Below are 14095 nucleotides of genomic sequence, written 5' to 3' on the forward strand. Positions count from 1 at the left end.
GGTAATTATGAGTACGAAAGACGGAAATCTCAATGATGGACGTAATGTTTACTATGCAGGAAAACTTGTTGAAGACATGGCTAATGAGCCAGTATTTGCAAGAACGTTAAAATTTGTTCAGCGCTATTATGAACTTCAAGAAGAAGACCCAGAAACTTATCTTTACACGGATGAAAAGGGTGAAAAAAAGTCAATTCTATTTATGCCCACGATGACTGTGGAAGATTTAGCTCATAAACGCAGAATATATGAGCAAATTGCTCGTGAATCTTATGGTTTTTTGGGACGTACACCTGATTTTATTGATACAGGAATTGCTATTTTAGATTATTATGCAGATGTTCTAGGAAAAGATAGTCGATGCGACTATGCGAAAAATGCGCGTGATTGGGCTGCTCGTGTTAAAAAACATGACTTATTTATTTCACACGCTATTCAAAATCCGCAGGTTGACCGTCAAAAAGGGTTGACAGAATTACTCAATGAGGGTCAAGAATTTGCTGCAGTATGGATCAAAGAAGAACGCCCAGATGGTGTGATTGTTCGAGGAGCTAAACAAGTTAATACTCTGGCCCCTTTAGCTGACGAACTATTAGTATTTAATTTACCTGGTTTACACAAAGTTGACAGCAAATTTGCTTTGGCATTTTCACTACCTCTTGCAACTAAAGGCGTGAAAATGGTATGTCGTAAACCAACAATGAAGGAAGGATTCTCACTTAAAGATTACCCTCTATCTGGAAGTTTTGATGAAATGGATGCTTTCATTATACTGGATGATGTCTTTGTACCTAACGAAAATCTGTTTGTATGTGGCTCAGTTGAAAAATCAAATGCATTTTTTCCAGCATCTGGATTCTTTGTTCATACAGCTCATCAAGATGAAGTTCGTGGTTTTGTTAAGCTAGAGTTTGTGACTGGACTTGCTGTTCGTTTAGCAGAAAAACTTGGTTTAACAGGTTTTCTTCGTGTGCAAGAAATGCTTGGTTCACTTACTGTAAATTTAGAAATGATTAAATCAAGCATTATTGCTAGTGAAATAACTGCTCATATGGAAAATGGAGTATTGACTCCAAATATGCAAGTTCTTCTTGCTGTCCGTGCAAGTTTGACAAATTATTATGATGAGGCTCTAAGGGTAATTGCAGAATTTGCAAGTGGTTCAATTGTTGGTGTACCTGACTTTCGTGAGTTTGAAAATACAGATATTTCAGAAATTCTGAAAACAAGTATGACTAGCGCTTTATTGAGCGCAGAAGAACGCTCATTGTTGTTAAATTTAGCGTGGGATGTTACAGGTGAGTCATTTGGACAACGCCAACGTACTTATGAATTTTTACATGGTGGAAATCCAATGTGGATTAAAAATATGCATTGGTTGACAGAGGATTTAGAAGCTGCCAATCAGATGTTGGATAAGGTTTTAGAAAATGCAAGAATTGAGAAATAAACTCAATATTGGTATAGTCCTGGTGATGATTTTAATGCTCATCCCAGGCTTTTTTGCTTTCTCCAAGTTCAAAAACAATATTGATAGTAAGTATGCCAAACCTAAGAATCACGTGATAGCTGACAAAAAAATAATAAGTGAAACTTGGGAAGGAATCCCGCAACGTCCAGTTGCCTACCATGACTTAGTGGTTTACAACGATGATAAATTGAGTCAACCTAATGGAAAAATTCTTGCTCAAACTCAATTGAAAATTACAGAAGTGGTTGGAAAAGCATTTAAACTTAATGATGGAAAATATATTTCTGCTGACAAAAAATTAGTTATTTCGGATATTACACTTTCTAGAAAAGATGAATCTAAGATAATCTATACAACAAAAACTGTCAATGTATTTTACAGCCCAGTGACAACTTATGATAAACAAATTTTGTCAGTACTGACAGGAAGTCATAAATTTGTAGCTGACAAAATTGCTCAAACTTACTGGGGAACTTATTATGAAATTTCTCTAGCTGATGGTAGAAAAGGTTGGGTTTCTTCAAAAGACGTCTCTTTAGAAAATCCAAAACTTCTACAAGTTCAAAAACTACTTGACCAAAAATATAATAATAAAAAATATTCGATTTATGTTAAACAATTAAATGATGATTTTACAGTTGGTGTAAACCAAAATGAAAAAATGTATTCTGCAAGTTTATCAAAAATTCCAATTCTATATTGGACACAAAAGCAGATTAATGATGGTTATGCATCACTGAACGATAAGCTTTTATATACTACATCAGTCAATACATTTTATGGAAGTTATAAACCAGCAGGAACAGGAAATCTTCCTAAAACTGCTGACAACAAAGTTTACACTTTACAAGATATTATTAACCGTACAGCAAAACTTTCTGATAATGTTGGAAGTAATATGCTTGCTTATTATGAAACAAAAGAGTTTAGTCCAAATTATCAAAAAGAAATTAATCAAATTGCGGGAAGTCCATGGAATCCTGAAACACGAGAAGCTTCTGCACAGATGGTAGGACGTATGTTAGAAGCTCTATACAATGAAGGTGGAGCTGCTTTTAATGCTTTGTTTGATACATCATTTGACAATATAAAAATTGAGGCTGGTGTGCCTAAAAATATCCCAGTTGCTCATAAAATTGGAGATGCTGACAATGATAATCATGATGCAGCAATTATCTTTACTTCTACTCCATATCTGCTTGTGATTGAAACAGATGGCGCAACTAATCAGCAAATTCAACAAATTTCACACGAGATTTATGAGGTGATGAAATGACTCCCAATCAATTAAAATTTTTAAAAATAGTTAAAGATAAGCACTATTTTGATCGACATGATAAAGTTTTAGTTGCTTTATCTGGTGGTCAAGATTCTATGACGCTTTTTAATTGGCTTTATGATTTACAAGAAAAACTTGATATTAAGCTTGGTATTGCCCATATTAATCATGGTATGAGAGTAGAGTCTGAGCATGAAGAGCAGGCTATTCGAGAGATGAGTAACAAGTTAGCAGTTCCTATTTATGTTGATAGGTTTATAGGGGAGTTTACAGAGCGGGATGCACGAGAATTTCGCTATAAATTCTTTGATAAAATAATGTATGAAAATGCTTATACAGCAGTGGTTACAGCTCATCATAAAGGAGATGTAGTAGAGACAGTACTGATGCGTGAAATTACTGGAAGACCTCTTAGAAGTTTACAGGGGATATCAGATTGTCAACCATTTGCAACAGGTGAACTCATTCGACCATTGTTAGAGTTTGAAAAGACAGAACTTGATGCACCAGTTTTTTTTGAAGATTGGACTAATCATGGGACAAATCAGCTGAGAAATAGAATTCGAAATCAACTCATCCCAAATTTAAAAAAAGAAAATCCCCAGTTTACAGAAGCAATATTATCATTGACATCTGAAATTAGTATGGCAATGTCGATTATTACCGACAGAATTTCAGAGCTAGATATTGTCAGTAAAAAAATATCACTGACAGACTTTTGTCAGCAGAGTAAAGCCTTGCAGCACTTTATCTTACAAGAATATTTTGCTCAATTTCCAGAGATGAGTATGAATAAATCTAAATTTGAAGAGTTGATTCATATTATCAATCGACCTCAACAATATCGTGAGAAATTGAATAAAACGGTACTTTTTGTTAAGACAAAAGATGAATTTTATATTGAAAAATATTATCCAGAATTAGAACAGAATACTGACAAAAATCTGTCAGTGCTGACAGAAAATCCTAATGATGACAGCTTTATGCAAGTGAATTTACCAGCAACGGGAAAGATTGTAATTAGAAAAAGAGCGCCAGGTGATGTGATTCTGATTAATGGTCATCATAAAAAACTAAGAAAATATTTTATTGATCAAAAAGTTCCACTTGAAAAGCGTGATAATTTACTTATTTTTGTAGAAAATGAACTCTATGCAGTAGTTGATGTTATATGCTCTGATTTGAGTAAAAGGGCTAAAAATGATAAAATGGGAAGGACATTATGGGTTAAACCCAGTGTAAGAGAGGAAAAGCAACATGCTTGATAAAATGCTTGATAGAGACATTGAAAAAGTGCTTGTTTCAGAGGATGAAATCGTCGAAAAATCTAAAGAGCTTGGCGCAGTTTTGACTAAAGAATATGCTGATAAAAATCCGTTAGTTCTAGGAATTTTAAGAGGTTCTGTTCCATTTTTGGCTGAGTTGATTAAACACATTGATGCCCATCTTGAAACAGATTTTATGACTGTTTCAAGTTATCACGGTGGTACAAAATCATCAGGTGAAGTCAAGCTGATTTTAGATGTTGATACAGCTGTTAAAGACCGCGATATTCTTATTGTTGAGGATATTATTGATACGGGACGTACTCTGAAGTATCTGAAAGAGCTTTTGGAGCATCGTGGTGCTCGTGTAAAAATCGTTACTTTACTTGATAAGCCTGAAGGACGTGTTGTTGAGATTACTCCAGATTATTCTGGTTTCACTATTCCAAATGAATTTGTTGTCGGATTTGGATTAGATTATAATGAAAATTATCGCAACCTTCCCTATGTTGGTGTCTTGAAACCAGAGGTTTACACAAAATAATTTTATTCATACTAAGACTAAAGTATGAAAAATTGTTTGACCAATACTTACTATTAGCAATCCCTCTAAAATTATGCTATAACTAGATAATCTAACTGTTACTGATAGATTTTTTGTCAGTAATAAATAAATTAAAAAGACAAGGAAAAAATGAATAACAACAAGCAACCAAAACAAGGAAATTTTGTAAAAAATATCTTCATGTGGGTCATGTTAGCTATTATCGTTGTTGTCGGGTTCAATTTCTTTTTCAGTAATAACCATTCAAACGTAGATAAAATCAGCTATTCACAATTAATGACTAAGCTCGATGATGGCAAGATTAAGACAATCACAATGCAGCCATCTGATAGTTTGATAACTGTTACAGGGGAATATAAAGAGCCAGTAAAAGTTGACAATGCGGGGAGCTTCCCACTTTTAGGAAATTCAACAACTGAAGTTAAGGAATTTCAAGCATATATTATCCCAACAGATAGTATAGTTAAAGATATGCAAAACGTTGCATCAGATAATGATGTAAAAATCAGTGTTATCCAAGCTTCATCAAGTGGTATGTGGATTCAAATCCTTTCATACATTATCCCTATGCTCCTTTTCGTGGGTGTTTTCTGGTTGATGATGGGTGGAATGGGTTCCCGTGGTGGCGGTGGCGCAGGCAATCCGATGTCATTTGGGAAATCTCGTGCCAAACAGCAAGATGGTAAGACATCAAAAGTTCGTTTTGCTGACGTTGCAGGTTCAGAAGAAGAAAAACAAGAGCTTGTTGAAGTCGTAGACTTCCTCAAAAATCCTAAGAAATATCATGATTTAGGCGCTCGTATTCCTGCTGGTGTACTTCTTGAAGGTCCTCCAGGTACAGGTAAAACTTTGCTTGCTAAGGCAGTTGCCGGTGAAGCAGGAGTTCCTTTTTACAGTATCTCGGGTTCTGATTTCGTAGAAATGTTTGTCGGTGTTGGTGCCTCACGTGTACGTGATCTTTTCGAAAACGCTAAGAAAACCTCTCCATCAATTATCTTCATTGATGAAATTGATGCTGTTGGACGTCAACGTGGCGCAGGTCTTGGTGGTGGTAACGATGAGCGTGAGCAAACTTTGAATCAACTCCTTGTAGAGATGGATGGTTTCCAAGATAATGCCAACTCTGTTATCGTTATCGCAGCTACTAACCGTTCTGATGTACTTGACCCAGCATTGTTGCGTCCAGGACGTTTTGACCGTAAGGTTCTTGTTGGTGCTCCAGATGTTAAGGGCCGTGAAGCTGTACTTCGTGTCCATGCTAAAAATAAACCACTTGATTCAAGTGTTGACCTCAAAGTTATTGCTCAACAAACTCCAGGTTTCGTTGGTGCTGACCTTGAAAATGTCCTAAATGAAGCAGCTCTTGTCGCTGCTCGCCGTAATAAGAGAGTTATTGATGCATCTGACATTGATGAAGCTCAAGACCGAGTTATTGCAGGTCCAGCGAAGAAAGACAAGAAGATTTCAGAGCATGAACGTGAAACAGTGGCTTACCATGAAGCAGGTCATACCATTGTTGGACTTGTTCTTTCAAATGCTAATACAGTCCATAAAGTTACAATTGTTCCACGTGGTCGTGCTGGTGGATATATGATTGCTCTTCCAAAAGAAGACCAGTTCCTCTTGTCTAAGGAAGATATGAAAGAAAATCTTGCAGGACTTATGGGTGGTCGCGCAGCTGAGCAAATTATCTATAACCAAATTACTACCGGAGCTTCTAATGACTTTGAACAAGCTACACGTATTGCTCGTGGAATGGTTACTCAGTATGGAATGTCTGAAAGACTTGGTACAGTTAGTTATGAAGGTGACCATGCAGTGTTCATTGGACGTGACTATGGTCAAACAAAAACTTACTCCGAAGCAACAGCAATTGCTATTGATGAAGAAATTCGTGCAATTACGAAAGAAGCTTATGATAAAGCAGTTGAAGTCATTCAAGCACATCGTGAACAACATAAAGCAATTGCGATGGCATTGCTTAAATATGAAACACTTAATGCTAAGCAAATTCTTTCACTTTTCAACACAGGTAAAATGCCTGAAGGTGAAGGAGTCGAAGAAAGTAGTATTGAGCCAAAATCATTTGATGAAATTTTATCAGCAAAAAATGATTTCTCAAATATTAATATTTATAGTGGTGATGAAACCTCAAGTTCTGAACCAGAAAATAAAAAATCAGAGAATGAAACAGCCGAATAAGGCTGTTTTTTTCTGCTTGAGTTTATTCTTGACAAAAAATATAAATCTGATATAATTAAATAGTTGTCGTTTGAAGCGATAGCTTTCTAAAAGGCACTATTCATAGTATTTTCAAAAGAATAACATAGTTTATTCTTGACAAAAAATATAAATAGTGTATAATGGAAAAGTACTGTTTGAGGCAGGACAACAACGTATGGTCCGTTGGTCAAGGGGTTAAGACACCGCCTTTTCACGGCGGTAACACGGGTTCGAATCCCGTACGGACTATATTTGGAGGATTACCCAAGTCCGGCTGAAGGGAACGGTCTTGAAAACCGTCAGGCGTGTAAAAGCGTGCGTGGGTTCGAATCCCACATCCTCCTTTTTATATTATCGCGGGATGGAGCAGCTAGGTAGCTCGTCGGGCTCATAACCCGAAGGTCATAGGTTCAAATCCTATTCCCGCAATTTATTAGGGCTCGGTAGCTCAGTTGGTAGAGCAATGGATTGAAGCTCCATGTGTCGGCGGTTCGATTCCGTCTCGCGCCATTTCTTTAATTAGCGGATGTAGTTTAATGGTAGAACCCCAGCCTTCCAAGCTGGCTACGCGAGTTCGATTCTCGTCATCCGCTTAAATAAATATTTTGGGAGTTTAGCTCAGTTGGTTAGAGCACTGTGTTGATAACGCAGGGGTCCCAGGTTCGAATCCTGGAATTCCCATATTTGGTATCTATTGCATAGGAGATATACCTGTTCCCATGTCGAACACAGAAGTCAAGTCCTATTGCGCTGGAAGTACTTGGAGGTTGCCTCCTGGGAGATATAGACGATGCCAAGTTGTATTGCGGATTAGCTCAGTTGGTAGTAGCGCATGACTGTTAATCATGATGTCGTCAGTTCGAGTCTGACATCCGCAGTATGTAAATCGCTTGAGGGCGATTTTTTTTGTTAGTTAAAAGATTAACAAAAAATCTTGGCACATAAAAACGTGTCAAGATTTTTATTTACAGAAAAAATGTAAACGTGTACAATTGTTGTTGTACGAAATATACAAAGGAGATAAACATGACTGAAAAAGTTAGTTTGAAAGTAAAAGTCCAACGTTTTGGTACTTTCTTATCAATGATGGTTATGCCTAATATCCCAGCATTAATTGCTTGGGGATTTATTACCTCATTGTTTTTGACACCTGGTGGATGGATTGTTGCGATTTGGCCACATTCTGTAGGATTTACGAAAGAAATTTCAAATGTTATTGGCCCAATGTTGGGTTATATGATTCCTCTACTTATCGCTTATACTGGTGGTAAAAATGTTTACGGTAGTGAACGCGGAGGTGTTGTAGGTGCTATTGGTGCAATGGGATGTTTTGTTGCAGCAGAAGTTGGACCTGGAATTCCTATGATTTTAGGAGCTATGGTTGTAGGGCCTCTTGGTGGATGGTTACAAAAGAAATTTGACAATTGGGTACAACCTCATATTAAAACAGGTTTGGAAATGTTAGTTAATAACTTTTCTGCTGGTTTTATGGGATTATTTCTTGCAATTATTTCTTATAAAGTAGTTGAACCATTCGTTGATTTCTTTACAAATATTGCTCATGATGGTGTGCAAGCATTGATTAATGCCCACTTGATTCCATTGGCTAATTTATTTATTGAGCCAGCTAAAATCTTATTCCTTAATAATGCTATTAATCATGGTATTTTAACACCGCTTGGTCTTGATCAAGCAAAGACTGCAGGTAAATCAATTCTTTTCCTTTTGGAAGCTAATCCTGGTCCTGGGCTTGGTATTTTGATTGCTTTCTGGTTATTCGGTAAAGGTACTGCGAAGGCGACAGCTCCTGGTGCTATCATTATTCAATTTATTGGTGGTATCCATGAAATTTATTTCCCATATGTTATGATGAAACCTGCACTGTTCCTTGCTGTTATGGCTGGTGGTGTATCTGGTACATTTATGAACAATATTTTGAACACGGGTCTTGTGGCTCCAGCTGCGCCTGGTTCGATTATTGCTATTTTTGCACAAGGTTCCTCTCCTGCTGCAGGTGGTATCATGAACTTTGTCAAAATTTTGATTGCTGTTCTTGTAGCTGCTGCGGTATCTTTCATTGTAGCTGCTATAATTTTAAGACGTGACAAGTCTATGGTTGATGATACAGCATTTGCTGAAGCTCAGGCTGGTGTAGCTGCTGATAAAGCCGTTTCTAAAGGTCAATCTAATTCTGCTACAACAAGTGACTTCTCTGCTGTAAAACATATTATTTTTGCTTGTGATGCTGGGATGGGCTCATCTGCGATGGGGGCTTCTATCTTGCGTAATAAAGCTAAAAAAGCAGGATTGACTCAAGATGTGACGAACGTTGCTATTGCAAACCTTAAAGCTGGCTCTGACACGATTGTTGTTACTCAGGAAGAGTTGGCTCCCCGGGCTGCTACAATGGCTCCAGAAGCGATTCGTTATTCTGTTGCTAATTTCTTAAATTCACCTAAGTATGATGAAATTATCAATACATTAACAGGTGCTGACGAAATTGTTGTGACTCCTGTTAGTGTTGAAACTTCGAATGCTGATGAAATTGATCTAAATCAAATTGATGAAGTGGTTTTTGCTCATGATAGTGTGCATACAGGATCTAGTACTATGGGTAAAGAAACAATTCAAGCGATTTTCCGTAATCATGGTGTAAAAATTCCAGTGTCAGATGTTGAGTTTATTGGTCTTGGAGCTTTTAATGCTTCAAATATCATGATTGTAACGACTCAAGAATTTACAGACACAGCAAAATCAAAAGCACCAAATGCGCAACATCTTTCAGTAGAAAGTCTGATTACAACACCTGAATATTTGAACATGGTTAAACGAATGAATAAATGAATCATTAAAAAGTGTCGTCAGTACTGACAGGTTTTTATTAGGAGAAATCGCTCTTGGAAATGATAAAATAGAATAAATATAATGGGGAAGGAGCGCTGTCATGCTTATTACAAGTCGTGAGCAAAAATTAATTCATGAATTTTTAAAAAGTGGAACACTCACGATTTCCGAGATGCTAGAGCTAACGGGAACAAGTCGAAGAACACTTTATCGTGATTTAGATAAGCTGCAGCAATCCTTACCTCAAGGGGTCAATTTACGGACTTCTGATGATGGGTATTTACTGACAGGAAATTTGAAGTTACTGACAGAGGCGCGTGAATTAGTCGAATATTCGTCAGTAGAGCGTCTTCATGGTGAGTTGATGTTACTGATTGAGGATAGGGCCTCAATCGCCTCCATAACGGAGAGTTTTGGTGTAAGTCAGCCAACGGCAACAAGTGATTTACGTCAGATTGAGCAAACTTTGCTTGAAAATGAGCTGGTACTAGAACGTGAGCAAGGTCTGAGAATTAAAGGACGTGAGGAAAATATTCGGTCGGTACTAGTTGCAAGTATCTACAACTCATGTTCAATTCATGATGCAATTTCTGGCAATTTTGCTGAGAATAAGGTTTTAGCTTTCTTGGATTTAGAAAAATTTAGTCAAGCACAGACGGCTTTTGAAGCAATGGATTTACAAGAGTCAATGACAGATAAAGTTCGTGTACTGATGCAATTTTTTTTGACAGCAGTATTGTTAAGACTGGATAAGCAACGATTTGTTGATACTTCTAGCATTAGACGCCCAAGTAAACGTTCTCTTAACTTTGTAAACCAATTATTGACTAAACTATCTGTAAACAACTTTACAATTGCTGAAATTATTTATTTGGCAGCGGTCTATGATGTACTCTATTTTGGTTTTGGACGTGAAATTCTCTTCATGGAGAAGTTTGATACTGATTTTTCTTATAAAATCAGGCAGCTTATCGAGCAAGTTTCACAGCAGCTTGAAATCGAGTTTAGCAAGGATGATCGATTATATGGCCTGCTATATGCACATTTGAAAGAATCTGATGTATTGCCTACGCTTTTCTCAGAAAAACAAAATGATTTCGTTAAAAAGATTGGATCTGATAATGAGAAAATTTTTCAAGTGGTGCAAACGGCACTAACACAAGTTTTTGCCAAACGTTTCTCTGAAATGGAATTTGCGTTTGTGACCCTACATTTTGTTGCGACTTTGGAGCGAAGTGACCTTGTTTTACCACTTAGAGCTGCACTTGTAAGTAGTCGAGGGCGTATTTCTTGTGAATTTCTAATGAGTAGTTTGAGAAAAAACTTTCCATTTTTAAAGAAAATTGACTTGATTCAAAGTTCAACAAAGTTTGATAAAAATCTGTATGATGTCATTTTCACAACGGAAAAAGAGCTCGATTATATTTATGTCAGTCGAACTTTAGAACAAAAAAATTTAGATGATATCCGACATCAATTGCGCACAATTCAGCAAAGTACAAGAGCTGTCAGTACTGACGAAAGTCAAAAGAACTTTATCAATCTCAACCAAATGTTTAGTACAGGGCAAGCTATACTGACAGATTTCAAAGTGACTCATATCACAAATCTGTCAGTACTGACAGATGTTGTCAATAAAGTTGTCAGCACTGTAAACGAAGATAATCATAAAGAACTTGCAAAGTTACTAGAAAAAAGATTTGAAGAAACACATTTGGCAATTCCAGATACAAAAATGGCGTTACTTCACGGTGTTCACCCATCAGTCGCTGCTCCTTTATTTAGAATTTTTGACTTGAGTCAAGAAGTTGAAGTCATTGCAATGAATCGACAACCACTCAAGGTTAAGCGTATATTACTTCTACTTGCTCCACCAGAAGTGCCAGATTATGTTGCCTATCTTTTGGGAAAGATTTCAAGTTCAATCATTGAAAATAAACTTTACACAACAATCTATGACTCAGGAAATTATGCTATTGTTAGTGAGCTTTTAAGACAGATTATCACAGAATCAATAAGAAAATATGGAGAATAGGTTTACACTAGTGTAAACTTTTAGTAAACTTTATAAATGAAGAAAGGAAGATAAATTCTTTCCTTAGCTTCTTTCATAGCTAAGAAGAAGATTTACACACTAAAAAAAATGGAAATTCAAAAAAATCTGATTAAACTTAATCAAAATTTTGCAACGAAAGAAGAAGCCATAGAATTTTGTGGTGATTTACTTGTAGCAGGAGGTCATGTCACACCTGACTATATTCCCGCAATGCTCAAAAGAAATGAAGAGTTATCTGTTTACATGGGAAACTTTATTGCAATCCCTCATGGTACAGATGAAGCTAAAAAAGAAGTGCTTAAAACAGGGATTTCAATTGTTCAAGTTCCACGTGGTGTAAACTTTGGTACAGAAGAAGAACCAAAAGTAGCTACAGTGCTTTTTGGAATTGCTGGTGTAGGCAATGAGCATCTCGATTTAATTCAAAAAATTTCAATTTTTTGTGCGGATGTTGATAATGTTGTAAAGCTAGCAGATGCACAAACAGTTGAGGAAGTTGTCAGTTATTTCGCTGATTAACACATACTAATCCCACTTGCTCTATTTTCACAACTATAGTATTAAGTCACAATGCAAATGGCTAAATCCACAAGGAAAGATGGCTATAGTCCAGCAAATATAAGAATAAATTTAAAAATATGACACATTGAACTGTGCCATATTTTTTATTTACACTGAAAATGTAAAAGCTTACAATTGGAAATATAGAGTATCTATAAATTTATTGAAACCTTATCTAGTAATCGAATCAGCTGTAGTTTATCTTTGCGGTTTAATACATTACGGCTTTGGATATATTTAGTTTCATACTTTAAGGAGAATAAGAGAACATGAAAAAAGCAGTACATTTTGGTGCAGGAAATATTGGTCGTGGATTTATCGGAGAAATTCTTAGTCAAAATGGTTTTGAAATTGCCTTTGTCGACGTGAATGCAACAATTATTGATGAATTGAACGCTCGTCATGAATACACGATTGAGTTGGCCAACGAAGCGCATACAACCATTGAAATTTCTGGTGTGAGTGGGATTAATAATGGACAAAACCCTGAGGCAGTTATTGCTGCAATTGCAGAAGCTGATGTTGTGACAACAGCAATCGGTCCAAATATTTTGCCCTTTATTGCTGAACTTTGTGCAAAGGGAATTCAAACACGGCGTATCAATGGAGTTAAAAAATCACTTGATTTTATTGCCTGTGAAAATATGATTGGTGGATCAGAGTTTTTACTTGAAAAAGTGACACCGTTTTTGACTGATGAAGATAAAGCATATATGGATGAGTTTATTGGATTTCCTAATGCTGCGGTTGACCGTATTGTCCCCAATCAAAAACACGATGATGCACTTTATGTTGTGGTTGAGCCATTCCATGAGTGGGTCATTGATGAAAGTCAGTTGAAAAATACAAGCTTTAAACTCGAAGGGGTGCATTATGCCAATGCTCTCGAACCTTTCATTGAACGTAAACTTTTCTCTGTAAACTCAGGGCATGCGACGGTTGCTTATAACGGAGCTTATTATGGCTATAAAACGATTCTTGAGGCTTTACAGCATGAAGAAGTGCTGAATGCTTTGAAAGCTGTTCAAGCGGAAACTCGCGCACTTCTCCTTGCCAAATGGGATTTTAAAGAAGAAGACCTTGTGAAATATCATGAAACGATTATTTCTCGTTTTGGAAATACACAAATTATTGACGAAGTAACTCGTGTTGGACGGACACCGATTCGTAAGTTGGGTTATGATGAACGCTTCATTCGTCCAATCCGCGAACTCAAAAATCGAGGACTCAGTTATGCTGCCCATTTAGATGTTGTAGGTAAAATCTTTGCTTATACTGATGATGGTGATAGTCAAGCAGTAGAGTTGCAATCTATGCTTAAAGTTTCTGATTTAGAAGAAGTTATAAAAAAAGTAACGGATTTGACGGATGAAAAGCTTATTGCTGAGATTGAAACAGTAGTTAAAAAATACGCTAAATCATAAAATTACTCAAATTTTCCCTCATGTTGATTGAGGGATTTTTGTTTTTGTAAGCTATAGAAGTTAACCGTTTCCACTTGAAAAATTTAGGTGAAAATGATAATATAGAAACATAGAAAAGCACTGGAATGTGCGAGCTCTTTCATTTTTTTGACCGACTATATTTGTATTGCATAGGGGTTCATGAGACATTCGGTAGCGTAATACCTCGAACGAAAGTAGGGGAAGCTGACTTGAAGCGAGAACACCCACCTGGCGTTTTAGCGGGTTCAATACACGGAAGAGCATACGGCATTCAATCAGTGTTTTTTTGTATATTTAGTTATGTACTTCACTTGTATAAGAGGTAACTGGAGGAGTGTGGTATGGATTTGATAAAAAAACAACCCACTCAATAAAATTGGTGGGTA

General features: G+C 36.5%; 9 protein-coding genes, 7 tRNA genes and 1 rRNA gene. All 17 read left to right on the forward strand.

The window, feature by feature from the left end; genetic code table 11:
• The first annotated feature begins 7 nt into the window (after positions 1 to 7).
• The 17 genes from D7I46_RS10125 to D7I46_RS10205 all read left to right on the forward strand — a co-directional run bounded on the left by D7I46_RS10125 (position 8) and on the right by D7I46_RS10205 (position 13688).
• The gene (locus D7I46_RS10125; protein WP_120772774.1) at positions 8 to 1450 is read left to right on the forward strand and encodes a 4-hydroxyphenylacetate 3-hydroxylase N-terminal domain-containing protein; all 1443 of its coding nucleotides are present in this window, start codon (positions 8 to 10) and stop codon (positions 1448 to 1450) included.
• On the forward strand, positions 1431 to 2747 hold the full coding sequence (locus tag D7I46_RS10130; protein WP_120772775.1) for a serine hydrolase: 1317 nt from the start codon (positions 1431 to 1433) through the stop codon (positions 2745 to 2747). The genes D7I46_RS10125 and D7I46_RS10130 overlap by 20 nt, the downstream gene beginning before the upstream one ends.
• The gene (tilS, locus tag D7I46_RS10135; protein WP_120772776.1) at positions 2744 to 4015 is read left to right on the forward strand and encodes a tRNA lysidine(34) synthetase TilS; all 1272 of its coding nucleotides are present in this window, start codon (positions 2744 to 2746) and stop codon (positions 4013 to 4015) included. The genes D7I46_RS10130 and tilS overlap by 4 nt, the downstream gene beginning before the upstream one ends.
• Positions 4016 to 4019: 4 nt before the next feature.
• Positions 4020 to 4559: a hypoxanthine phosphoribosyltransferase gene (gene hpt, locus D7I46_RS10140; protein ID WP_162930936.1), complete on the forward strand. Its 540-nt coding sequence runs from the start codon at positions 4020 to 4022 to the stop codon at positions 4557 to 4559.
• A 150-nt stretch (positions 4560 to 4709) separates the two neighbouring features.
• Entirely contained in the window at positions 4710 to 6782 is a 2073-nt protein-coding gene (gene ftsH / locus D7I46_RS10145; RefSeq protein ID WP_120772778.1) for an ATP-dependent zinc metalloprotease FtsH, read from the forward strand.
• Positions 6783 to 6980: 198 nt separating this feature from the next.
• Positions 6981 to 7052, forward strand: a tRNA-Glu gene (locus D7I46_RS10150).
• Between the two features lie 5 nt (positions 7053 to 7057).
• Positions 7058 to 7147 (forward strand) — tRNA-Ser (locus D7I46_RS10155).
• Between the two features lie 11 nt (positions 7148 to 7158).
• Positions 7159 to 7232: transfer RNA gene (locus tag D7I46_RS10160), tRNA-Met, on the forward strand.
• Positions 7233 to 7240: 8 nt separating this feature from the next.
• Positions 7241 to 7313: transfer RNA gene (locus tag D7I46_RS10165), tRNA-Phe, on the forward strand.
• 12 nt (positions 7314 to 7325) lie between these two features.
• A tRNA-Gly gene (locus D7I46_RS10170) sits at positions 7326 to 7396 on the forward strand.
• A 14-nt stretch (positions 7397 to 7410) separates the two neighbouring features.
• Positions 7411 to 7484: transfer RNA gene (locus tag D7I46_RS10175), tRNA-Ile, on the forward strand.
• Between the two features lie 2 nt (positions 7485 to 7486).
• A 5S ribosomal RNA gene (gene rrf, locus D7I46_RS10180) occupies positions 7487 to 7602 on the forward strand.
• A gap of 5 nt (positions 7603 to 7607) precedes the next feature.
• Positions 7608 to 7681: transfer RNA gene (locus tag D7I46_RS10185), tRNA-Asn, on the forward strand.
• Positions 7682 to 7829: 148 nt separating this feature from the next.
• Positions 7830 to 9647, forward strand: a complete 1818-nt coding sequence (locus tag D7I46_RS10190) for a PTS mannitol transporter subunit IIBC (RefSeq protein ID WP_120772779.1) — start codon at positions 7830 to 7832, stop codon at positions 9645 to 9647.
• A 100-nt stretch (positions 9648 to 9747) separates the two neighbouring features.
• A complete protein-coding gene (locus D7I46_RS10195) occupies positions 9748 to 11682 on the forward strand; it encodes a BglG family transcription antiterminator (RefSeq protein WP_120772780.1) in 1935 nt (644 codons plus the stop codon).
• Between the two features lie 108 nt (positions 11683 to 11790).
• Positions 11791 to 12222 carry a PTS mannitol transporter subunit IIA gene (locus tag D7I46_RS10200; protein WP_120772781.1) on the forward strand — a complete coding sequence of 144 codons (432 nt, stop codon included), beginning with the start codon at positions 11791 to 11793 and terminating at the stop codon, positions 12220 to 12222.
• A gap of 311 nt (positions 12223 to 12533) precedes the next feature.
• Positions 12534 to 13688 carry a mannitol-1-phosphate 5-dehydrogenase gene (locus D7I46_RS10205; protein WP_120772782.1) on the forward strand — a complete coding sequence of 385 codons (1155 nt, stop codon included), beginning with the start codon at positions 12534 to 12536 and terminating at the stop codon, positions 13686 to 13688.
• Positions 13689 to 14095: the final 407 nt, after the last annotated feature.

This window comes from Lactococcus allomyrinae, from assembly GCF_003627095.1.
GTDB classification, from domain to species: domain Bacteria; phylum Bacillota; class Bacilli; order Lactobacillales; family Streptococcaceae; genus Lactococcus; species Lactococcus allomyrinae.

Excerpts from the sequence above, each read along its gene's own strand:
- D7I46_RS10190 (WP_120772779.1), top strand. The coding sequence starts at position 7,830 with ATGACTGAAAAAGTTAGTTTGAAAGTAAAAGTCCAACGTTTTGGTACT.
- D7I46_RS10125 (WP_120772774.1), top strand. The coding sequence starts at position 8 with ATGAGTACGAAAGACGGAAATCTCAATGATGGACGTAATGTTTACTAT.
- ftsH (WP_120772778.1), top strand. The coding sequence starts at position 4,710 with ATGAATAACAACAAGCAACCAAAACAAGGAAATTTTGTAAAAAATATC.
- D7I46_RS10200 (WP_120772781.1), top strand. The coding sequence starts at position 11,791 with ATGGAAATTCAAAAAAATCTGATTAAACTTAATCAAAATTTTGCAACG.
- D7I46_RS10205 (WP_120772782.1), top strand. The coding sequence starts at position 12,534 with ATGAAAAAAGCAGTACATTTTGGTGCAGGAAATATTGGTCGTGGATTT.
- D7I46_RS10195 (WP_120772780.1), top strand. The coding sequence starts at position 9,748 with ATGCTTATTACAAGTCGTGAGCAAAAATTAATTCATGAATTTTTAAAA.
- hpt (WP_162930936.1), top strand. The coding sequence starts at position 4,020 with ATGCTTGATAGAGACATTGAAAAAGTGCTTGTTTCAGAGGATGAAATC.
- D7I46_RS10130 (WP_120772775.1), top strand. The coding sequence starts at position 1,431 with ATGCAAGAATTGAGAAATAAACTCAATATTGGTATAGTCCTGGTGATG.
- tilS (WP_120772776.1), top strand. The coding sequence starts at position 2,744 with ATGACTCCCAATCAATTAAAATTTTTAAAAATAGTTAAAGATAAGCAC.